Annotated in this window: 14 protein-coding genes and 1 pseudogene; 11 read left to right on the forward strand and 4 right to left on the reverse strand. The window is 67.9% G+C overall.

Annotated features, from left to right (window positions below):
• The first annotated feature begins 33 nt into the window (after positions 1-33).
• From AC1AYN_RS01940 to AC1AYN_RS01955, 4 genes are all read left to right on the forward strand, one after another.
• A complete protein-coding gene (locus AC1AYN_RS01940) occupies positions 34-765 on the forward strand; it encodes a response regulator transcription factor (RefSeq protein WP_476501979.1) in 732 nt (243 codons plus the stop codon).
• Positions 766-1,040: 275 nt separating this feature from the next.
• Complete coding sequence (locus tag AC1AYN_RS01945) at positions 1,041-2,843, forward strand: sensor histidine kinase (protein ID WP_476532309.1); 1,803 nt, start codon at positions 1,041-1,043, stop codon at positions 2,841-2,843.
• 107 nt (positions 2,844-2,950) lie between these two features.
• On the forward strand, positions 2,951-3,340 hold the full coding sequence (locus AC1AYN_RS01950) for a cold-shock protein (protein WP_476501978.1): 390 nt from the start codon (positions 2,951-2,953) through the stop codon (positions 3,338-3,340).
• A 9-nt stretch (positions 3,341-3,349) separates the two neighbouring features.
• Entirely contained in the window at positions 3,350-4,765 is a 1,416-nt protein-coding gene (locus tag AC1AYN_RS01955; RefSeq protein ID WP_476531742.1) for a DUF3027 domain-containing protein, read from the forward strand.
• Positions 4,766-4,882: 117 nt separating this feature from the next.
• Here AC1AYN_RS01955 and AC1AYN_RS01960 read toward each other — a convergent pair.
• A pseudogene (locus AC1AYN_RS01960) lies at positions 4,883-5,717 on the reverse strand (universal stress protein).
• A gap of 153 nt (positions 5,718-5,870) precedes the next feature.
• On the opposite strand from AC1AYN_RS01960, the gene AC1AYN_RS01965 reads away from it, so the two are divergent.
• Positions 5,871-8,450: an ATP-dependent Clp protease ATP-binding subunit gene (locus AC1AYN_RS01965; protein WP_476531743.1), complete on the forward strand. Its 2,580-nt coding sequence runs from the start codon at positions 5,871-5,873 to the stop codon at positions 8,448-8,450.
• A 121-nt stretch (positions 8,451-8,571) separates the two neighbouring features.
• Here AC1AYN_RS01965 and AC1AYN_RS01970 read toward each other — a convergent pair whose 3' ends face one another.
• A complete protein-coding gene (locus AC1AYN_RS01970) occupies positions 8,572-10,230 on the reverse strand; it encodes an acetolactate synthase large subunit (protein WP_476532310.1) in 1,659 nt (552 codons plus the stop codon).
• A gap of 238 nt (positions 10,231-10,468) precedes the next feature.
• Between AC1AYN_RS01970 and AC1AYN_RS01975 the strand changes: the two genes are divergently transcribed.
• Positions 10,469-12,253 (forward strand): bifunctional metallophosphatase/5'-nucleotidase, encoded by a 1,785-nt coding sequence (locus AC1AYN_RS01975; protein WP_476532311.1) that lies wholly within the window; start codon positions 10,469-10,471, stop codon positions 12,251-12,253.
• Between the two features lie 107 nt (positions 12,254-12,360).
• Here the strand turns inward: AC1AYN_RS01975 and AC1AYN_RS01980 are convergent, their stop codons facing one another.
• The gene (locus tag AC1AYN_RS01980) at positions 12,361-13,806 is read right to left on the reverse strand and encodes a DUF349 domain-containing protein (protein ID WP_476531745.1); all 1,446 of its coding nucleotides are present in this window, start codon (positions 13,804-13,806) and stop codon (positions 12,361-12,363) included.
• A gap of 128 nt (positions 13,807-13,934) precedes the next feature.
• Here AC1AYN_RS01980 and hisS point away from each other — a divergent pair, with 128 nt between their 5' ends.
• Together hisS and aspS are read left to right on the forward strand one after the other, a co-directional pair.
• Complete coding sequence (gene hisS, locus AC1AYN_RS01985) at positions 13,935-15,314, forward strand: histidine--tRNA ligase (protein ID WP_476501973.1); 1,380 nt, start codon at positions 13,935-13,937, stop codon at positions 15,312-15,314.
• Positions 15,315-15,379: 65 nt separating this feature from the next.
• Positions 15,380-17,179 carry an aspartate--tRNA ligase gene (gene aspS / locus AC1AYN_RS01990; protein ID WP_476501972.1) on the forward strand — a complete coding sequence of 600 codons (1,800 nt, stop codon included), beginning with the start codon at positions 15,380-15,382 and terminating at the stop codon, positions 17,177-17,179.
• 153 nt (positions 17,180-17,332) lie between these two features.
• On the opposite strand, the gene AC1AYN_RS01995 is transcribed toward aspS, so the two are convergent.
• Positions 17,333-18,271, reverse strand: coding sequence for an endonuclease domain-containing protein (locus AC1AYN_RS01995; RefSeq protein ID WP_476501971.1), 939 nt, complete (start codon positions 18,269-18,271; stop codon positions 17,333-17,335).
• 446 nt (positions 18,272-18,717) lie between these two features.
• Here AC1AYN_RS01995 and AC1AYN_RS02000 point away from each other — a divergent pair, with 446 nt between their 5' ends.
• The 3 genes from AC1AYN_RS02000 (at position 18,718) to AC1AYN_RS02010 (ending at position 22,136) form a co-directional block, all read left to right on the forward strand.
• Positions 18,718-20,349, forward strand: a complete 1,632-nt coding sequence (locus tag AC1AYN_RS02000; RefSeq protein WP_476531746.1) for an ATP-binding cassette domain-containing protein — start codon at positions 18,718-18,720, stop codon at positions 20,347-20,349.
• Positions 20,350-20,550: 201 nt separating this feature from the next.
• A complete protein-coding gene (locus AC1AYN_RS02005) occupies positions 20,551-21,108 on the forward strand; it encodes a YbaK/EbsC family protein (protein WP_476531747.1) in 558 nt (185 codons plus the stop codon).
• Between the two features lie 227 nt (positions 21,109-21,335).
• A complete protein-coding gene (locus tag AC1AYN_RS02010; protein ID WP_476501968.1) occupies positions 21,336-22,136 on the forward strand; it encodes an amino acid ABC transporter ATP-binding protein in 801 nt (266 codons plus the stop codon).
• Positions 22,137-22,152: the final 16 nt, after the last annotated feature.

Raw genomic sequence — 22,152 nt, forward strand, 5'->3', positions numbered from 1 at the left:
AAACCTACAGAGAAGCGGGTCATGCTGGGAGCCATGAGCAAGCCCATTGAAGCATCGATCGTCGTCGTGGACGACGAGCCGTCCATCCGTGAACTGCTGGTCGCCTCCCTGCATTTCGCCGGGTTCGAGGTGAACACCGCCGCCTCCGGTTCCGAGGCCATCGAGGTCATCGAGAAGGTCGAGCCCGACCTCATCGTGCTCGACGTCATGCTGCCGGACATCGACGGGTTCACCGTGACCCGCCGCATCCGGCAGGAGGGCATCGACGCGCCCGTGCTGTTCCTCACCGCGCGCGACGACACGCAGGACAAGGTCATGGGCCTGACCGTCGGCGGCGACGACTACGTGACCAAGCCGTTCAGCCTCGAGGAGGTCGTCGCCCGCATCCGCGCCATCCTGCGCCGCACGCGCGAGCAGGTGGAGGACGATCCGATCATCCGCGTCGGCGACCTCGAGATCAACGAGGACTCCCACGACGTGACCCGCGCCGGCCAGACCGTGGACCTGAGCCCCACCGAATACAAGCTGCTGCGCTACCTCATGGACAACGCCGGACGCGTGCTGTCCAAGGCGCAGATCCTCGACCACGTGTGGCAGTACGACTGGGGCGGCGACGCGGCCATCGTCGAAAGCTACATCTCCTACCTGCGCAAGAAGGTCGACGGCGTCATGGTCGAAGGTGAGGACGGCGAGAAGCACAAGGTCACGCCGCTCATCGAGACCAAGCGCGGCATCGGCTACATGATCCGCGAACCGAAGTCATGATCGTGCAGCCGCAGTTCCCGCCGAAGAACGGATCCGGCCCCGCCATGCCGCGCGCCGCCCTCCTGAAGCCGCCGAAGGCCACGGGATGGCGGCGCGTGCCGCGCTTCTTCCTCGACCATCTCGACCGCGTCTCGCTGAGCGCCAAGCTCGTCGCCTGCACGCTCGTCGTGCTCATCGTCGGCACGGTCGGCATCTCCGCGTCCATCCGCCAGCTGGTCAGCAGCTACCTGCTCGAGAAGACCGACTCGCAGATCACCTCCCAGCGCGAACTTGTGATGCGCGGCAGCTCGCTGCTCACGGACTCCGACCTGAAGAACTACGGCCTCAACACCTACTTCCTCCAGATCCGCCACGCCAAGGACGGCAAACTCACCGGGCAGATCGACACGCGCCTGTACCCGATACTCGAGGACAGCGTCGTGACCATCCCCGACCTGCCGTCCAACGACGAGATCACCGACGACATGCTCGGTCAGCCGTACACCACCGGCGCCATCGTCACCACCGTCGCGCGCATGAACGCCGCCTCCGCGTCGGGCTCATCGGGTTCATCCGGCGGCACGTCGTCGTCCGACTCCTCCGGCGCGGCATCCGACGGGACGTCGTCCGGCGCCGACGGGGCCGATGGATCCAACGGCTCCAACGGCAATGCCGGCGACAGTCCGTCCGACACGGGCGGCGCCCCCGGCGGCCCCGCCGTCGTGACGTCCACGCCCAGCAGCAAGACCCTCGACCAGGCCGCCGCGCCGTGGCGCGTCGCCGCATACCAGTGGTACGGCCTCGACGGCAGCTACCGGGGCATCGTGTTCATCGGACTGTCGCTGTCCGATCAGATCGACATCATCGACACGCTCACCAAATACTGCGCGATCGTCGGCATCGCCATCGTGCTGCTCGGCGGCTCGCTCGCCGCGCTCATCATCCAGCGCACGCTCGATCCGCTCAAACGCATCGAGAAGACCGCCGCGAAGATCGCCGCCGGAGACCTCACCCAGCGCGTGCCATGGGCGCCCGAGAACACGGAGCTCGGCTCGCTCGCCGTCTCGCTCAACACGATGCTCGCGCGCATCGAGAAAAGCTTCCACGAACAGGAGCAGACCACGGCGAAGATGAAACGCTTCGTCTCCGACGCCAGCCATGAGCTCAGGACCCCGCTCGCCGCCATCCACGGCTACGCCGAGCTGTACACGATGCAGCGCGGCATGCCGGGCGCGCTGGAACGCGCCGACGAATCCATCGCCCACATCGAGAAATCCAGCCAGCGCATGACCGTGCTCGTCGAGGACCTGCTCTCCCTCGCCCGCCTCGACGAGGGGCGCGGCATCGACATGACGCAGACCGTCTCGCTCACCGGCGTGGTCGCCGACGCGCTCGACGACCTGCATGCGCTCGACCCCGAACGCGAGGTGACGCGCGGCTCCGTCGCGTACACGCCCGCCGCCGATCTGGACCATCCGTCCGCGCTCGCCATCGAGGCCGGCGACATGACGCCGGTCACCCTCACCGGCGACGCCTCGCGTCTGCGCCAGGTGGTGACGAACATCGTCGGCAACATCCACCGCTACACGCCGGCCGACTCGCCGGCGCGCGTCGGACTCGGCGTCATGCCCGCCTCGATCACGCCGGACGCGCTCGCCATGCTGCCCTCGACGGACGAGTCGATGCGCCGCTTCCTCGACGCGGTCGAAGTGGGACGTTCGATGCACACCGGCACGAACTACGCGGTGCTGCGGTTCGAGGACCATGGCCCCGGCGTGCCCGAGGAGTCGCGCGCGCAGATTTTCGAACGGTTCTACACCGCCGATCCGTCCCGCGCCCGCGAGAAGGGCGGCACCGGCCTCGGCCTCGCCATCGCGCAGTCCGTCGTCAAGGCGCATCGCGGGCTCATCTGCGCCACGCCCACCGAAGGCGGCGGCCTCACGTTCACCATCGTCCTGCCGGTGGGTCCGGTCACGGCCGCCGGCGCGGGTCCCGTGGCCGCGGATCCGGACGGCGCGGCCGCGGGGAAGGCCCCGCGCGGATCGAAGTCCAAGGACAGGCCGGCCAAGGCGAAGCGCGGCTCCTGGTTCTCCCGTTGACCGTTCCGCCGTGCTCCCTCCCCGCCCTACGCCGAGAGCGTGTGGCGGGGGAGTGCGGTAGAATGAATCGGCTTAACGATTGGAGACAAGGAAAGCGAGAGTATACGATGCCCACCGGTCGAGTTCGTTGGTTCGATGCCGCCAAGGGGTATGGCTTCATCACCAGTGATGAAGGCGGGGACGTGTTCCTGCCCGCGGCCGCGCTGCCCACCGGAGCCACCACGCTGCGCAAGGGCGCGAAGGTCGAGTATTCCGTCGTCGAAGGACGCAAGGGTCCCCAGGCGATGGGCGTGACCCCGATCGCCTCGACGCCGTCGCTCGTGAAGGCCACCCGTCCGAAGCCGGACGACATGGCCGCCATCTGCGAGGACCTCATCAAGATGCTCGACGCCGCCGGCAACACGCTGCGCCGGCACCGTTATCCCTCCGCGGCGGAAAGCCGCAAACTCGCCACGCTGCTGCGCGCCGTGGCCGATAATTTCGATGTGGAGGACTGAGACCGTTCCATGACCGATACCACGCAGACCCCCGAACAGGACGCGACGCCGCAGGACACGCCCGCCGTGCCGCGCATCGATCCGCGCGAGCTGGCGCGGTCCGTCGCGATCGCCGTCGCCGAGGAGCCCGAGCAGGTCGGCGACGTCGTCGAGACGCACGATCTGGGCGACGGCGTGACCGATTTCCGCGTCGCCGCGCACGTCAAAGGCTATGAGGGATGGCAGTGGTCGGTCACGCTGTACCACGACGAGGAGCTGGACCGGTGGACGGTCAACGAATCCTCGCTGATCCCCACCGACGACGCGCTGATGCCGCCGCCGTGGATCCCGTGGAAGGACCGTCTGGAACCGACCGATCTGGCCCCCACCGATTCGATCGGCACCGATCCGGACGATCCTCGTCTCGAGGACGGCTTCCGCAGGACCGAACCCGTGAAGGACGACGCCGAAGCGACCGCGGCGGATGCCGCCGAGACCGGCGCGGCCGGCGATGATGCGGCCGGCGATGATGCGGATGCCGCGTCCGGATCCGCGCGGACCGATGCCGCCGACGGCTCCGGGACCGGTGAGACCGGCGCGGACGACTCGCGCGAGGACGTGGACGAGGCGGTCGAGGAGTTCGACCTGTCGCGTCGCCACGTGCTCTCCCCGCTCGGCCGGGCGCAGACCGCGAAACGCTGGTACGAGGGCCCGCGCGGCCCGAAGGCCATGTCCACGAAGACCGCGTCCGGCCACCTGTGCTCGACATGCGGCTTCTTCGTCCCGCTGAAGGGCGAACTGAACCTGCTGTTCGGCGTATGCGCGAACAAGTGGAGCCCGGACGACGGCCGCGTCGTCTCCCTCGACCACGGCTGCGGCGAACATTCGGAGATCGACCCGCCGGAGCCGAGCCGTCTGTGGGTGCAGTCGAAGCCCGCCTTCGACGACCTGCACATCGACATCATCGCGCAGAAGCCGCGCGAGGAGCGCGCCCAGGTCGAAATCCTCGAACAGGAGGAGGGCGCCGCGGACGCCGGTCATCCGGATTCGGCCGGGGCCGCGGAGCCGGATGCCGCCGCGGACGGGTCCGCCGTCGACTCGATCGCGGCGGACGACGAGACCGCCGAGGCCACCGAACAGGACATCGAGGAGAACACCGAAATCGACGCGGACGCCCCCGAGATCGAGGAGAACACGGTCGAGGCCGACGCGCCGGAGCTCGAGGCGGTCGTCGAACTCGGCACCGACGGTGACGGCATCGACGAGAACGACGCCGACGAGGCCGGAGACGACGGTGATGGCTTGGACGAGACCGAAGCCGACGCCACGGACGGGACCACGGAATCCGCGACGGAGGAATCCGCCGAACCGGACGACGCGCCCGAGCAGGACGCGGACACCGCGGAGGACGAAGCCGAACACGGCGACGTCGACGACGCGCGGTGACGCGCCACGCGCCACACGCGCATCACGCACGAGGGGCGGGAAGCGAACGCATCGCTTCCCGCCCCTCGTCGTATCCCGCGGCACGGCCGCACCGCGGGGTACGCCCACGACCGGTCGTCAGTGGACCACGGTGACCGTGCACTCGGCGAAGTTCACGATCTGACGCGACACCGAGCCGAGGAAGTGCGCGTCCAGGCCGCTCAGGCCGCGCGAGCCGACCACCAGATGGCTCGCGTACCGGGACGCGGCCACCAGACCCTTCGACGCGGTGATGTGGAAGGCGTGCGACTCGACCTCCACCCCCTCGGGGACGGGGGTGTCGGCCAGCAGGCCGGCGAGCAGCTCCTCGGCGCGACGTGTCCGAACAGTCCACGCCGACGACCACCGGGCGGCGGGACTCCTCGACCACGCCCTCGCTCGGCACGTAGTGCACGGTCTCCTTGACGGGGGAGAGGGCGTTCGCGATGTCGTCGGTCACCGACTCGTCCTCGCCGCCGGCGACGCGCACCACCGTGACCGGCACCTCGGCCGCCTCCGCGAGCGACGCGGACAGCGACCCCATGAACCAGCGGGCCACACGGCCCAGCGAACGACGCCCCACGACGATCTGCTGCGCGTCGCGGCCGATCTGGAGCAGCGCCGTCGTGCCGGACGCCTTCACCGACGTGAGCTTGAGACGCTCGGGATCGAAGTCGATGCCGGCGCACGCCTCGTCCACCCACTCGCGCAGCTGGGCGGCGATGTCGCGGCGCACCTTCGCCCACGCCTCCTCGCTGTCCGGCTCGGCGCCCATGTCCCACGAATGCGTCCAGCCGAACACCGCGTTCACGCGCTGCCCGGTCAGGGACGCCTCGCGCAGCGCCCATTTGAGCGCCGCGAACGACTCGTCGGAACCATCCACGCCGACGACGATGTCGGCCGTCGAATCATGCGGGAAATCGAATGTGGTCATCATGAACCTCCCTTGGTCATCACGTAAAGGACATCCACCAAGTCCCAGCATATCGCCTTCCATACGTCCTGAGCGGAAATACGGGACGGAACGGGGCAAACGTCACCGCGAATCGCTAAAGTGAGGGGCAGTGTCAATTGAGGAAGGACAATAATGTTCGAACGGTTCACAGACCGTGCGCGGCGCGTGATCGTGTTGGCGCAGGAGGAGGCACGCTCCCTCCAGCACAACTACATCGGCACCGAACACCTCCTGCTCGGACTGATCCGCGAAGGTGAGGGCGTGGCCGCCAAGGCGCTCGCCGCGAAGGGCGTGGAGCTCGACGCCACCCGCAAGCAGGTCGAGGAGATGATCGGCAAGGGCAACGCGACGTCCAACGGCCACATACCCTTCACCACGCACGCCAAGCAGGTGCTCGAACTGAGCCTGCGCGAGGCGCTGCAGCTCGGCCACAGCTACATCGGCACCGAGCACATCCTGCTGGGTCTCATCCGCGAGGGCGAGGGCGTGGGCACGCAGGTGCTCATCAAGATGGACGTCGACCTGGGGGAGCTGCGCTCCACCACCATCGACATGATCCGCGGCAACTCCGGCGACGGCAAGGGCAAGGGCGATCTGGCGAACGCCGGCGGCGTGGCCGACAAGGCCAACAAGTCCGGTTCGGCGATTCTCGACCAGTTCGGCCGCAACCTCACGGCCGAGGCCGCCGAGGGCAAGCTCGACCCGGTCATCGGTCGCTCCAAGGAGATCGAGCGCGTCATGGTCGTGCTCTCCCGCCGCACCAAGAACAACCCGGTGCTGATCGGCGAGCCCGGCGTCGGCAAGACCGCCGTCGTCGAGGGCCTGGCGCAGAAGATCCAGGAAGGCGACGTGCCGGAGACCCTCAAGGGCAAGCAGGTCTACTCGCTGGACCTCGGCTCGATGGTGGCCGGCTCGCGCTACCGCGGCGACTTCGAGGAGCGTCTCAAGAAGGTGCTCAAGGAGATCAAGACCCGCGGCGACATCGTGCTGTTCATCGACGAGATCCACACGATCGTCGGCGCCGGTTCGGCCGACGGCGCGCTCGGCGCGTCCGACATGCTCAAGCCGATGCTCGCGCGCGGCGAACTGCAGACCATCGGCGCGACCACGACCGACGAGTACCGCAAGTACATCGAGAAGGACGCGGCCCTCGAACGCCGCTTCCAGCCGATCCAGGTGCACGAGCCGACGATCGCCGAGACCATCGAGATCCTGAAGGGCCTGCGCTCGCGCTACGAGAACCACCACAAGGTGACCATCACCGACGGCGCGCTCCAGTCCGCCGCCGAGCTGTCGGCCCGCTACATCCAGGACCGCAACCTGCCCGACAAGGCCATCGACCTGATCGACGAGGCCGGCGCGCGCCTGCGCATCAAGCGCCTGACCACGCCGCCGGAGCTGAAGGAGCTCGACCAGAAGGTCGCGAAGCTCTCCGCCGAGAAGGAGCAGGCCGTCAAGGACCAGGACTTCGAGAAGGCCGCCTCCCTGAGGGACGACCTCGAGAAGATGCAGGCCGAGCTCAAGGAGAAGCAGAAGGCCTGGCACGAGGGCGAGTCCGACGTGAAGATGGTCGTGGACGAGGACGTGATCGCCGAGGTCATCTCCTCCACCACCGGCATCCCCGTGTTCAAGCTCACGCAGGCCGAGTCCAAGAAGCTCCTCAACATGGAGAAGGAGCTGCACAAGCGCATCATCGGCCAGGACGAGGCGGTCTCCGCGCTGTCCCGCTCCATCCGCCGCACGCGCGTCGGCCTCAAGGACCCGAAGCGCCCGTCCGGCTCGTTCATCTTCGCCGGCCCCACCGGCGTCGGCAAGACCGAGCTGGCCAAGACGCTCGCCGAGTTCCTGTTCGACGACGAGGACGCGCTCATCCGCGTCGACATGTCCGAGTTCTCCGAGAAGTACGCCGCCTCGCGCCTGTTCGGCGCGCCCCCGGGGTACGTCGGCTACGAGGAGGGCGGCGAGCTCACCGAGAAGGTGCGCCGCAAGCCGTTCTCCGTCGTGCTGTTCGACGAGATCGAGAAGGCCCACCCGGACATCTTCAACACGCTGCTGCAGGTGCTCGACGACGGTCATCTGACCGACGGCCAGGGCCGCAAGGTGGACTTCAAGAACACGATCATCATCCTGACCACCAACCTGGGCACGCGCGACATCGCGAAGGCCGCCAACACGGGCTTCAACCTGGGCTCGAACACCGAGTCCAGCTACCAGCGCATGAAGGAGCAGGTGAGCGCCGAACTCAAGCAGCAGTTCCGCCCCGAGTTCCTCAACCGTCTGGACGACATCATCGTGTTCAAGCAGCTCACCGAGCCGCAGGTGCGCCAGATCGTCGACCTCGACGTCAAGCAGCTCAACGACCGCCTGTTCGACCGCCACATGTCGCTCGAACTCACTGACGCCGCGAAGGACCTGCTCGCGCAGAAGGGCTTCGACCCGCTGCTCGGCGCCCGTCCGCTACGCCGCGTGATCCAGCGCGACATCGAGGACGCGATCTCCGAGAAGATCCTCATGGGCGAGCTCAAGGACGGCCAGCGCGTGGTTGTCGACGCGGAGGGCGAAGGCATCCTCGGCGAGTTCACGTTCAAGGGCGAGGACTTCGAGGAGCCGAAGACGGACGCGGAAGGCGGGTCCGGCGAAGGCGGTGAGCCCGAGCTGGTCGGCGCCGACGCGGCCCCGTCCACGGGCGACGCCTCCGGCGACGCGGAGTGACGTCCCGGTCGCGGCTTCGGCCATAGACGAACGAAGGGCTTCGGTTCCAGCTGGAACCGAAGCCCTTCGTCGTATGTCATGCATGGTCATGTGTCGTCATGCATCGGCGGCCGGAAGACGGTCAGGCGCTGAAGTCGACCTCGCCGAGCTTGTCGATGAGCTTCATGTTCTCCGAATAGTCGACCGGGCAGGCGATGATGTCGATGCCCGAGCCGGAGCGCAGGGCGGCGCGCAGCGTCGGGTACAGCTCGTCCGCCGATTCGATGAGGTGGCCCTTCGCGCCGAAGCTCATGCCGAGCGCCACCACGTCCGGATTGTTGAAGTCCACGTACTCGTGGCTGCCGTCATGCAGGTCCATCTTCCATTTGATGAGGCCGTACGCCTCGTCCACCCATACGAGGATCACGATGCGCGCGCCCACGCGCACCGCCGTCTCGATCTCCTGCACGTTCATCATGAACGAGCCGTCGCCCATCACCGCGAGCACCGGACGGCCCGGGTTCTCCAGCGAGGCGGCGACCGCGCCGGGCAGAGTCCACGCCATCGTCGACAGCGAATTGTCGATTACGCACGTGTTCGAATAGTACGTGGGGTAGAGGCGCGCCATCCACATCTTCAACGCGCCCGTGTCGACGAGCGCGATGTCCGTGTCGGTCTCCATCGCGCGGCGCGTGTCGGCGACGATGCGCTGCGGCTTGAGCGGGAACGAGTCGTCCTGCGCGTACGACTCGTACTCGTCCGTCAGCAGCTCGTGGATCTTCGGATGGGACACGCCGAACGTCACATGCTGGCGTGCCAGCGCGTCGACCAGCGCGGACAGGGTCGCGTCGATGTTGCCCATGATGTTCAGGGCCGTCGAGTAATGCGCGTCCGTGTCCTCGATGAACGTGTTGATGTGGATGATCGTCTTGTCGTCGTTCGGGTTGATCTTCTTCGGATCGAACTGCTGGATCGAGAAGCCGACCGCGATGATGAGGTCCGCCTCGTCGAACGCGAAGTTCTCGTAGTCGTGGCGCATGAAGCCGACCACGCCGAGCGCCAGCGGGATGCGGTCGGAGATCACGCCCTTGCCTTCGAACGTGGTCGCCACCGGCACGTTGAGCTGCTCGGCCAGGGCGAGCAGACGGTTCTCCGCGTGGCCGCGCGCCACGCCGTTGCCGGCGAGGATGATCGGATGCTTCGCGCCGCGGATGATGCTCACCGCGCGTTCGATCGTGTCCGGCGTGGGCGCGAAGCTCATCGGGTTCGGCAACGGCAGCGGATGTGCGCCTTCGGGCGCCGGCATCTCGGCCACATCCTCCGGCAGGATCAGGCAGGTGGCGCCCGGACGGTTGCGCTGGGCGATCGAGAACGCCTTGCGCACCATCTCCGGCACCGAGGCGGGCTCCATCACCATCGACGTCCACTGGGTGAGCGGACGGAACACGCTCACCAGGTCGACGATCTGATGCGACTCCTTATACAGACGGGTCACGTTGCCCTGCGCGCAGATCGCGACCAGCGGCGTCGTGCTCGCGTTCGCCTGCGCGACCGGCAGCGTGAGGTTCAGCGCGCCCGGGCCGAGCGTCGCCAGGCACACGCCCGGCTTGCCGGTCAGGTGGCCCTGTGTGGCGGCCATGAAACCGGCGCCCTGCTCGTGACGGGTCAGGACGAAGCGGATGCGCCCGTCACGCTCGATGGCCTCCATGAGCGGGATGTTCTCCTCGCCGGGGATGCCGTACATGGTCTCCACGCCCTCGTTGACGAGACATTCGACGAACAGGTCGGCGACGGTGCGGATGTGGGTCTTCTTCGATTGCTCCTGCGGCTCGGTCGCCGTGGATGCCGTTGCGTCTGTAGCGTTCACGGTAGGGATAGTGTAACAGCACCGATGTGCGTTTGGGCCTCCCGCCGCATAGTGGACGCGTGTCGGACGGGACCTCCGGCCCCCACTCAGAAGCCACTGAGAATTCACCTGCGCGACGGCATGCGCGGGAACGCCGTTCAACCACGCGGCATACCTTGCAATCGTGAGCAGGATGCAGTCAGGCCGGCGCACGAAGGCCGGCAGGCGACCGGGGGTCGCCATCGCAGGTATCACGTTCCTTCTCGTCGCGGCGCTCGCGGCCCCGCACGCGTCCGCGTCGAACCCGGGAACCGTTCCCTTCTCCGGCGCGGACGCGGCCACGGGCGAACGCACCGTCACCATCGCCGACATCACCGACTTCCACGGGCACATCGAACGCGGCGAGGCGAACGCCGCCGGATTCGCGCTCGCCGACGCGCACAACCCGGGGAACACGGTGCCCGTCTCCGCCGGCGACCTCGTCGGCGGCAGCCCCTACGAATCCGCGTACGAGAAGGACGAACCCACGCTCGAGATGGCCAAGGCGTGGGGACTGACCGTCTCCGCCGTCGGCAACCACGAGTTCGACCGCGGCGTCGCCGACTTCAACGACCGCATCGCCGCGCCCGCCAACGGCATCGACTGGCTGAGCGCCAACGTGTCCGCCGCGAACAAGACGTCCGACGGCATGCTGAGCCACGTCAAGGACTACACGATCCGCACGGTCAACGGCAAACGCGTCGCGTTCGTCGGCGCGCTCACCGACGCGCTCGGCGCCGTCGCCACGCCGCAGATCACCCGCGACGCCGACCTTGACGAGACCGCCGTCCACGCCGTCAACCGCGTCGCCGACCAGCTCAGCGACGGCGACGAGGCGAACGGCGAAGCCGACGCCGTCATCGCGCTCATCCACGCCGACGCGTCCGCCGCCGCCGGAACCGGCGCGGCGGCGCTCGACCATAACGTCGACCTCGTCTACGCCGGCCACAGCCACGCCGTCAAACGCATGACGACCGCCGCCGGCGCCCCCATCATCGAAGCGGGCAGCTTCGGGCGCGACATGGCCGTGCAGGATCTCGTCATCACCGGCTCCGGACGCACGTCGCACGTCGCCGTGCGTGACGTCGACCCCGGCAACGGCATGACGCCGACCGGCGTCGCCGGCGTCTACGCGCTCGACGGCGCGGACGGCACCGATGGCGTCGCCCATGCGAAACAGGCCGCGTGGCGGTCGGCCGGCGAGACCGACGCGCGCGTGCGCCGCGCCGCCGCCATCTGGCGGAAGGCCGCGGCGGGCGCGCGGCGTGTCGGCGGGCGTGTCGTCGGCACCATCGCGCGCGACGCCTACTTCGGCAAGGTGCCGTCGCCCGGCACGGAAAGCGCGCTCGGCGTGCTCGTCGCCGACGCCGAACGCGAGGCCGTGCGCCGCGATTTGTACGCCGGCGACCGGATACCCGTCGTCGGATTCTCCAACGAGGGAAGTCTGAGGACCGCGAACCTCGACCAGAACGGCGACGGGAAGATTACCCTGCGCGAGGTCGACAGCATGATGGCGCTCCAGTTCAAGGTCGCGAAGACCACGCTCACCGGACGCGAGCTCAAGGCCGTGCTCGCCCAGCAATGGCGCGAACACGGCGGCCGCACCGTCATCTCGCGTCTCGGCGTGTCTGGCAACGTGCGGTACCGGTACGTGACCGGCGGGCAGGCGCCCGACGTGCCGGGGGAGAGCACGGACGACGCGGGCGGCGCGTCGATCGTGGACCTCACGGTCGACGGGCGCGAGATCGGCGACGACGACCTCGTCATCGCCGCATCCAACTCGTTCCTCCTCCAGGGCGGCGACCGGTACACCGCGTTCCGCGCCGGCAGCAACTACCACGAGCTCGACATGGGGTACGGCGAGGCGCTCGCCGACTATCTCGGCCGTCACCCGGATGTGCGCATCCCGCTGCCCGTCACCGGCACCGTGCTCGTGTAGGGAAGCGAAGCCGGCTGGGGAGAGAACCATACGAAAAGCCCGCCGTGATCTCCTTCACGGCGGGCTTCTTTACGCGTGGCGTGGACCGCACTACGCGGCGCGCGGCATCACTTCACCGCGTTGAGCCACTGCTCCTTCGTGGCCTTCTCGGCCTCGAGCTTCGCCTTCTTCTTCGGGTCGGACTCGGCGGCGATCTTCTCGTCGAGCTCGGCGAGCTGGGCGTTGAGCTGCTCCTCGAAGCTGGACTTGCGGGCGTCGGCCTCCGGGTCGGACTGCTTCCAGGCGGCGTCCTCGACGGCCTTGATCTGCTTGTCGACCGCGTCCAGGCGGCCCTCGATGCGGCGCATGTCGTCACGCGGCACGTAGCCGATCTGGTCCCACTCCTCCTGGATCTTCGCGAGCTCCTGGCGGGCGTGCTTGGCGGCCTTCTCGTCGGCGACCGGCACGAGCGCCTCCGCCTTGACGAGCAGCGCCTCCTTGGCGGCCAGGTTCTCCTTCTCCGAGGAGGAGATCTGGTCGCGGTCGGCCTGACGCGCGTTGAAGAAGGTGTCGGCGGCCTCGCGGAACTGCGCCCACAGGGCGTCGTCCTCGTTGCGGCCGGCGCGGCCCGCCTTCTTCCAGCGGTCCATCAGCTCGTTGAACTTGCGGGAGGTCTCGCCCCACGCGGTGGAGTCCTTCAGCTCGTTCGCCTCGGCGATGATCGCCTCCTTGGCGTCGCGGGCCTCCTTGCGCTCCACGTCGCGGGCCTGCGCCCACTTGCGGCGCGCCTGGTTGAACGTGGTGCGGGCGGCGGAGAAGCGCTTCCACAGCTCGTCGGCGTCCTTCTTGTCGATGCGCACGTTGTTGCGCTGGTGCTCCTGCCACTCGTCGAACAGGGCGCGGAACTTGTCCGCCGTGGAACGCCAGTTCGTGTTGTCGCCGAGCGACGCGGCCAGCTCCTCGGCCTTCACGACGATGGCGGTGCGGCCTTCGATGGCCTTCGCCATCGCGGCCTTGCGCGCCTCGGCGATCTGCGCCTTCTTCGCCTCGCCGGCGGCCTTCAGCTCCTCGTACTGGGCCTTCAGGGCGGCGATGTCGCCGACGACGGCCGGAGAGGCGGTCTCCTCGGCGAGCATCTTCAGGGACTCGTCGATCTCGCGCGGCTTGACGTTGCGGGACTTGAGGCGGCCCGCCAGCGCGTCGAGCTTCGCCTTGAGGTCCAGGAAGCGGCGGGCGTACAGGGCCAGCGCCTCCTCCTTGGACACGTCCGGGAACTGGCCGACCTCGCGCTCGGTCTCGCCCTCCCTGACGTACACGGTGCCGTCGTCGGCGACGCGGCCGAACGCCTCGGCCTCGTGGATCGCGGCCTCGGCGTGGCCGCTCTTGGCGGCCGGCGCGGCGGGGCGCGCGGCGGCGGGCTTGTGGGCGAACGCGGCCGGGGACGGCGCGTGCGGCTTCGGCATCGCCGAGGGTTTCGGAGCTGCCGCGGGCGCGGTCTGTTCCACCGCGGGCTGCGTCGCCTGCTCGGTGGGCTCGGTGGTGTTCTCGGTTTCGGTGACGTTCTCGTCGGCCATGGCCAGCTCCTTACAGCTTGGAAGTATGTGCGGCGTGCGTCCCGCATCGCGATACCCGGGGAATCCGCTCGGACCCCCATGGGAATATGGCGTTGTTTGACGCAACCCTCACCTATTATATTGATTCCGTGGCTAAAGGCGCATCAATTTCAGGATTTCCAGAGTGGCTCCCCTCTGAACGCGTTGTGGAGCAGCGTGTCATCGACACGCTCCGTGAGGTTTTCGAGCTCAACGGCTTCCTCGGCATCGAGACCCGTGCCGTGGAGACCGGAGCGTCCCTGCTGAAGAAAGGCGAGACCAGCAAGGAGATCTACCTGCTGTCCCGTCTGCAGGAGGTCGGTCGCGAGTCCGACACCCCGATCGAGGAACGGCTCGGCCTGCACTTCGATCTCACTGTGCCGCTGAGCCGGTACGTGGTCGAGCATTCCGGCCAGCTCGCCTTCCCGTTCAAGCGGTGGCAGATCCAGAAGGTCTGGCGCGGCGAACGTCCCCAGGAGGGCCGCTACCGCGAGTTCGTCCAGGCCGACATCGACGTGATCGGACAGGGCGACCTGCCCGACCACTACGAGGTGGAGCTGCCGCTCGTCATGGTCTCGGCGCTCGAACGCCTGCGCGCGTTCGGCCTGCCGAAGGCGACCGTGCACGCGAACAACCGCAAGCTGTCCGAGGGCTTCTACCGCGGGCTCGGCCTGACCGACATCGAAGGCGTGCTGCGCGAGATCGACAAGCTCGACAAGATCGGCGCCGACGAGGTCGCGAAGCTCCTCGTCGAGGAGTGCGGCGCGTCCGAGGCGCAGGCGCGCGCCTGCCTCGAACTCGCCGAGTTGACCGCCGCCGACGGCGCCGAGCTCGCGTCGAAGTTCGACGCGCTGTGCGCGGCCCATGGCATCGCGGCCGATTCCGAGGCGTACGCGCTCGCCAAGCAGGGCCTCGACACGCTCGCGATGATCGTCGACCAGGCCGCGGCCATCCGCCCCGGCTCCGTGATCGCCGACCTCAAGATCGCGCGCGGACTCGACTATTACACCGGCTCCGTCTACGAGACGTTCCTCGATGGCGCCGCGTCGCTCGGCTCGATATGCTCGGGCGGCCGCTACGACAACCTCGCCTCGCAGGGCAGCCGCAAGTACCCGGGCGTGGGCCTGTCCATCGGCCTGAGCCGTCTCGTCAGCTACATGCTGCACACCGCCGGCGCGCACGCGAGCCGCGTCTCGCCGGCCAGCGTGCTTGTCGCCGTATGGAACGAGGAGGACCGCGCCGCGTCGAACGCGATCGCGAACACGCTGCGCTCGCGCGGCATCGCCGCCGACGTGGCGCCCACCGCGGCCAAGCTCGGCAAGCAGATCAAGTACGCCGACAAGCTCGGCATCCCGTACGTGTGGTTCCCCGGCCAGGAGGGCGCGGGCGACGAGGTGAAGAACATCGTTTCCGGCGACCAGAACCCGGCCGACGCCACGTCATGGGAGCCGGATACTGTTAGTGCCCGGCAAACCGTAGTCATCGACTGAGAACCGCCGTCCCCGCGTCGTGTCGGACGGCGTGTCGGGACACGTCAAGAACTGAAAGAGGAAGCATGAGCCAGACGGCTTACAGAACACACCATGCCACCGAAGTCACCGAGGCGCTGGTCGGTCAGAAGGTCACCCTCGCCGGTTGGGTCGACCGTCGCCGCGACCACGGCGGCGTCGCCTTCATCGATCTGCGCGATGCGACCGGCCTCGTGCAGGTCGTCATCTACGACGAGGACATGGCCCGCCCGCTGCGCAGCGAATTCGTCATCCAGGTCGTCGGCGAGGTCCGCCTGCGCCCGGAGGGCAACGAGAACGAACATCTCGCCACCGGCAAGATCGAGGTCGTCGCCGAGACCATCGAGGTGCTCGCCAAGTCCGACGCCCTGCCGTTCCAGGTGTCCACCGCGCTCGAGAACGAGTCCGAGAACAAGCTGCCCGGCGAGGACGTGCGCCTGAAGTACCGCTACCTCGACCTGCGCCGCCCGTCCATGCAGCACAACCTGAAGCTGCGCTCCGACATGGCCAAGGCCGCCCGCCACGCCCTGGAGGACATGGACTTCACCGAGGTCGAGACCCCGACGTTCATCAAGTCCACCCCGGAGGGCGCCCGCGACTTCGTCGTGCCGGCCCGCCTCGTGCCCGGCTCCTGGTACGCGCTGCCGCAGTCCCCGCAGCTGCTCAAGCAGCTGCTCATGGTCTCCGGCGTCGAGCGCTACTACCAGCTGGCCCGCTGCTACCGCGACGAGGACTTCCGCGCCGACCGCCAGCCCGAGTTCACCCAGCTCGACATGGAGATGGCGTACGTCGACCAGGAGGACGTCATGGCCATGGCCGAGAAGGTCATCGCCGCCATCTGGAAGACCGCCGGCTACGAGGTGCAGCTGCCGCTGCCGCGCATCACCTGGCAGGACGCCATGGATAAGTACGGCTCCGACAAGCCGGATCTGCGTTTCGGCAATCCGCTCATCGAGCTCACCGAATACTTCAAGGACACGCCGTTCCGCGTGTTCCAGGCCCCCTACGTGGGCGCGGTCCTGTTCAAGGGCGGCGCCTCCACGCCGCGTCGCCAGTTCGACGCGTGGCAGGAGTGGGCCAAGCAGCGCGGCGCCAAGGGCCTCGCCTACGTGTCCTTCACCGAGGACGGCGAGCTCAAGGGACCCGTCGCCAAGAACCTGTCCGAAGCGGAGCGCAATGGCCTGATGCAGGCCGTGGGCGCCGAGCCGGGCGACGCCGTGTTCTTCGCCGCCGGTTCCCGCGAGTCCTCCCAGCTGCTGCTGGGCGCCGTGCGCGTCGAGCTCGCCTCCCGCGCGGGACTCCTGGACCCGAAGAAGTTCGCGTTCACGTGGGTCGTCGACTTCCCGCTGTTCAAGCCGACCGACGATCCGGACGACGACGACGTGGCGGTCGGCCACTCCAAGTGGACCTCCATGCACCACCCGTTCACGATGCCGTCCAAGGACTGGATCGACAAGTTCGACCAGGATCCGGAGCACGCCATGTCCGACTCCTACGACATCGTCTGCAACGGCGAGGAGATGGGCGGCGGTTCGGTGCGTATCCACCGCGACGACATCCAGGACCGCGTGCTCAACGTCCTCGGCATCTCCTCCGAGGAGGCGGCCGAGAAGTTCGGCTTCCTGCTCGAGGCGTTCAAGTACGGCGCCCCGCCGCATGCGGGCATCGCCCTCGGCTGGGACCGCACCGTGTCGATCCTCGCCGGCGCCGACACCATCCGCGACGTCATCGCCTTCCCGAAGGCCGGCGGCGGCCGCGACCCGCTGACCGGTGCCCCGGCCCCGATCTCGGCCGAACAGCGCGCCGAGACCGGCGTCGACTACGACCCGGAAGAGGACGAGGACTGATCGTCCCCATCCAAGGGTGAGCCCCCATCAGGGGGCTCACCCTTTTTCAAACCCACCCGTTCCCATGGTGCGGTAAAACCCCCATGGTGCGGTGTCGCAAAACGGCTTGATTTCGCGGTTGTGGAGAAAGTGTGTTGCCGCACCATGGGAAGGTCACCGCACCATGGGGCGGTGCATGGACGCCTCGCGCGCCAAGGCGCGTCGATGGTATTCGCCGCGGCGCGCGTTGGGACGGAGGGACGGGTCTGCGAGCGCGCGATGCGCGCGGCTCGGCATCGCCGTGAACGGCATGCCGGCCGCGTCCGCCACACGTCGCGCGAAGTCACATCGTCCGTCGGCGTCACGTATGTCGTCGGCGAACGTCTCGATGACCGTCCACCCCATCGCGCGCAGCTCCCGGCGTTTGCGCTGGTCCCGGACGTATTGGCTGCGGAACCGGCGATGATGGTCGCCGTCGTATTCGATGGCGACACGGCGCTCCGGGTACGCCATGTCAACGACGTACCGGGTCGTTCCACCGGGAGCCGCGACGGCATGATGCATGACCGGCATCGGCAGGCCATACCGCAGCAGCGCGAGCCGCGAACGGGTCTCCTGCACGGAGTCGGACGGTCGCATGAGCGGTCGGGCCGCGTCGCATCGCGCCCGGCCGGCGATGCGGCGAAACGCCGTAAGCCGATTGGCGAGATCATCGAACGCGTACCCGAATCGTCGGACGATCGCTTCGCCGAGCACCACCATCTCGGTGAGATCCAGATATCGGGCGTATTGGATCCACGTATCGATGGGATGCACGCATACCAATCCGTTGGGGAACGTATACGTGGCGAACGGCTGGTTCCAGGTGCGGAAATCGACGCCGTCGAGGGACGATCGTGCCACACGGTCGCGCACGACGACGCGGAAATCACATCGTGGCAGTCCGCCGCATCGTGGCGTTTCGACGGCGTACAGCGTCAACGCCGTGTCCAAGGCGAAGCAGGTCGTGCGCTCCGTCCTCACCCGCGGCAGCAGCCCCAGGCACGCCTGCGCCTTTGCCGCCGCCTGTTCGTTCAGACGGCGTCTCACGTAATCGTGGACCTCGCCGTCCATGGGCGCTTCGTCATAGCCGTATGTGTTCATCCGGGCATGATAACCGAAGCCGGATCGGGAGGGACATGATTCCGGGCGATGTGGATAACCCGGTCGATTCCGGATGCCGCTGCGGCGTGTCCCGTCGGATTGTCCACAATCGGCGAAGTCGTCGTTTCGTCCTAATGTACGAACGGCATCGTGAATACGGGTTCTTCGATATGCCAGAGGAACCGAACGAAAGGAAACCAGCCAAGTTGCGCCTGTGAAGGATGACGGTACTCCAGCGGGACCACGCGTCGAAGCGTGCCGCCGCGCGTCATCCGTCAATGGGCTCAGGCTTCCGCCCGTCCGGGCGTGGCCGATCGCAGGCGACGATATGTGCCGGGCCCGTTGGCCGTATCCGGTCCCACGCCGTCATCGACATCGCATCCCAAGCGGCACGCCCGACGTGAAAGGCGCGACCCATGCAACCCTCCATCCTCACTCTCACCAATATCACCTTCACCTATCCGGACGCTCCGGAGCCGTTGTTCGCCGACGTCGACGTATCGTTCCCGCGCGGCTGGACCGCCGTCGTCGGCGACAACGGCATCGGCAAATCCACGCTCATGGCCATCGTGCGCGGCACCGTCATCCCCGATGGGGGAACCGTCACGCCCGATCCGAAACGTCTCGTCATCGGCCATTGCCCGCAAGGCGTCGACGTCTCGCCGGAACGTCTCGACATGTTCGCCGCCGACTGGTCGCCCGAGACGATCGCCGTACGCGACATGCTCGGCATGGGCGACGACTGGCCGTACCGTTACGACACGCTGTCCGGCGGCGAGAGGAAGCGCGTGCAGCTCGCCTGCGCGCTCGCCGCACGCCCCGACGTGCTGATACTCGACGAGCCGACGAACCATGTCGACGCCGTCGCGCGGGCGCGCATCGTCGACGCGATGCGCGCCTACCGCGGCATCGGCGTCGTCGTCTCGCACGACGCGGCGCTCATCGACGCGACCTGCGGCCGGTGCGTCGTCTTCTCGCGATGTCACGTCGGCTCCCGCAACGTGACCGTCGTCGACGCGGTTCCGGGCGGATGGACGCAGGTCTCGGCGACGATCGCGGCGCGCGACGACGCCGACGCCGCCGCGTTGTCCGAGGCGCGGCGCGAGACCGCCCGATTGGCGGCGTCCCGCGCGCGGGAGTTCGGCAAGGTGCGGCAGGTCGAGGCGGCGAAACGCGGCGGCCGCCATATCGACCGACACGACCATGACGCGAGGGACAGACGCCAATTGGCGAAGATGACCGGTCTCGACCGCGGAGTCACCCGCGCCTACGCGCGGCTCGACGCCCGGGCGATTGCGGCGCGGCGACGGGAGGCGGATCTCACGGTCGCGGCGAAACGCTACGACGGCGACATCTGGATGGACATTGCGCCGAGCCGCCGACGCGAATTGATACGACTGGATTCGGGCGTGGTCCGGTTCGACGGACGGGACGCCGCCGATACCGGGCCGGAAAGCGTGAACGAGGACGGCCTGGGACTCGACTCGTCCGACTTGTCCGGGTTGTCGCGGGCCGTCGTCTCCGGCGGACGCATCCGACTGTCGCCGGCCGTCGACGAGACTTCGGCCATAGGACTTGCGATCCCGACGATCTCGGTCGGCCCGCGCGACCATGTCGCGGTGACGGGGGCGAACGGCACCGGCAAGTCGACGCTGCTGCACGCGATGATCGCGCACGCCGCCGACGTGCCGAAACTGATTGTCGCCCAGGAACTCACCGACGATGACCGCGATACGGCGATGGGCCGTTTGCAGGGACTGTCCGCCGGCGACCGGGCCCGTGTGCTGGGCGCGTACGCGCGGCTCAACGCCGACCCGGACCGGTTGTTGGCCGGGGAATCCCCGTCGCCGGGCGAACTGCGCAAGCTCCTGGTGTGCCTGGCGTTGCCGGACGGTCCGCAATTGATCGTCATGGACGAGCCGACGAACCATCTCGACCTGTCGTCGAAGGCGTCGCTGGCCCGCTTGCTGGCTGATTACCCGGGCGCGCTGGTCGTCGTCTCCCACGACGAGCGCTTCCTTGGAACCTGCATTCCCATGGTGCGGTAAACCCCTCATGGTGCGGTGGCACGAAACGGCTTGATTCCGGGGTTATGGAGGAAGCGTGTTGCCGCACCATGGGGACATCGCCGCACCATGGGGATGGGGTGCGGATGGAACCGGTTATAGGGAACGGGTATAGGCGCGCCGGGCGGCGGCACGGTGGGCGCCGCTATGCTGGGCGGACGAACGCATGGCGAAGGGGGACTTATGACGTTGGAGATACTGGACTGGCATGACGGGGACCTGCTGGCGAAGCCGGTGTTCGACAAGCTGAACGCGCTGGTCGCGGCCGGGGTGCCGGAATCGAAGATCCTGGGCGTGACCATCAACACGGACGAGGAGTCGGATACCGACCTGTGGTGCCCGAAGTACGGGGTGCCGTTCTCGATCACCGGCAACGTGGTCGTCGTGCACACGCACAAGACGCGCAAGGCGCCGCCGCAGTTCGCCGCCGCGTTCGTCACGGCGGACACGCGCGCCGACCTGAACGGCGTCGTCAAGCACACGCTGGAGGTCTCCAAGGTGAGCTTCGCGCCGATCGCGGCGGCCGTCGAGGCGACCGGCATGGAGTCGGGCGGCATGTCGCCGATCGGCCTGCCGGACACGTGGCCGCTGCTCGTCGACCAGCACATCCTGTCGATCCCGAAGCTGTATCTGGGGTCCGGCGTGCGCCCCTCCAAGCTCGTGGTGGACGGTTCGATCTTCGCCGACATCCCGGGCGTGCGGTTCGTCGCGGGCCTCGGCAAGCCGCGTCCGGTGCAGTGATGCGCGTGCCCATGGTGCGGTGAAACCCCCATGGTGCGATGAATCACCCATGGTGCGGTGGCGCGAAACGGCTTGATTCCGGGGTTGTGGAGGAAGTGTGTTGCCGCACCATGGGGAAGAGGGCGCTGGGGAATGGGGCGGGATGATGGATAAGTGTCTCACATGGTGAACAGTTGATGTCCGGCTGGTAGTCTGCCGGTAACACAGTGCCGTTATACTGACCTCCCATGTCAGAGAAACTAGAAGAAACGCGCCCCGTCGCGCCCCTCGTGCCGGGCAATGAGACCTCCGGCCACCCGCTCGTCGAGCTGACCCACGTCGAGAAGCACTTCGGCGATCTGCACGTCCTGAAAGACATCAACCTCACCGTCAACAAGGGCGAGGTGCTCGTCATCGTCGGCCCGTCCGGCTCCGGCAAGTCCACGATGTGCCGCACCATCAACCGTCTGGAGACCATCGACTCCGGCGACATCCGCATCGACGGCAAAGCCCTGCCGCAGGAGGGCAGGGAGCTCGCCAACCTGCGCGCCGAGGTCGGCATGGTGTTCCAGTCGTTCAACCTGTTCGCCAACAAGACCATCCTGGAGAACGTGACGCTCGCGCCGATCAAGGTCCGCCATATGGACAAGAAGGAGGCCGAACGCCTCGCCATGGACCTGCTCGCCCGCGTCGGCGTCGACTCGCAGGCGGGCAAGATGCCCTCCCAGCTCTCCGGCGGCCAGCAGCAGCGCGTCGCCATCGCCCGCGCGCTCGCCATGCGCCCGAAGGTCATGCTGTTCGACGAGCCGACCTCCGCGCTCGACCCGGAGATGGTCAACGAGGTGCTCGACGTCATGGTCGAGCTCGCCCACGAGGGCATGACCATGCTGTGCGTCACCCACGAGATGGGCTTCGCGCGCAAGGCCGCGGACCGCATCGTGTTCATGGCCGACGGCCAGATCCTCGAACAGAACACGCCCGACGAGTTCTTCGAGCATCCGAAGACCGAGCGCGCCAAGGACTTCCTGTCGAAGATCCTCACCCACTGACGGACCGAGGGAAAGA

The sequence above is a fragment of the Bifidobacterium sp. LH_413 genome, from assembly GCF_056357015.1.

Coding starts and splice junctions, on each gene's coding strand:
- AC1AYN_RS02005 (WP_476531747.1), top strand. CDS start 20,551: ATGACGTTGGAGATACTGGACTGGCATGACGGGGACCTGCTGGCGAAG.
- AC1AYN_RS02000 (WP_476531746.1), top strand. CDS start 18,718: ATGCAACCCTCCATCCTCACTCTCACCAATATCACCTTCACCTATCCG.
- AC1AYN_RS01980 (WP_476531745.1), bottom strand. CDS start 13,806: ATGGCCGACGAGAACGTCACCGAAACCGAGAACACCACCGAGCCCACC.
- AC1AYN_RS02010 (WP_476501968.1), top strand. CDS start 21,336: ATGTCAGAGAAACTAGAAGAAACGCGCCCCGTCGCGCCCCTCGTGCCG.
- AC1AYN_RS01975 (WP_476532311.1), top strand. CDS start 10,469: ATGCAGTCAGGCCGGCGCACGAAGGCCGGCAGGCGACCGGGGGTCGCC.
- AC1AYN_RS01950 (WP_476501978.1), top strand. CDS start 2,951: ATGCCCACCGGTCGAGTTCGTTGGTTCGATGCCGCCAAGGGGTATGGC.
- aspS (WP_476501972.1), top strand. CDS start 15,380: ATGAGCCAGACGGCTTACAGAACACACCATGCCACCGAAGTCACCGAG.
- AC1AYN_RS01945 (WP_476532309.1), top strand. CDS start 1,041: ATGCGCGGCAGCTCGCTGCTCACGGACTCCGACCTGAAGAACTACGGC.
- AC1AYN_RS01940 (WP_476501979.1), top strand. CDS start 34: ATGAGCAAGCCCATTGAAGCATCGATCGTCGTCGTGGACGACGAGCCG.
- AC1AYN_RS01995 (WP_476501971.1), bottom strand. CDS start 18,271: ATGGACGGCGAGGTCCACGATTACGTGAGACGCCGTCTGAACGAACAG.
- AC1AYN_RS01955 (WP_476531742.1), top strand. CDS start 3,350: ATGACCGATACCACGCAGACCCCCGAACAGGACGCGACGCCGCAGGAC.
- AC1AYN_RS01965 (WP_476531743.1), top strand. CDS start 5,871: ATGTTCGAACGGTTCACAGACCGTGCGCGGCGCGTGATCGTGTTGGCG.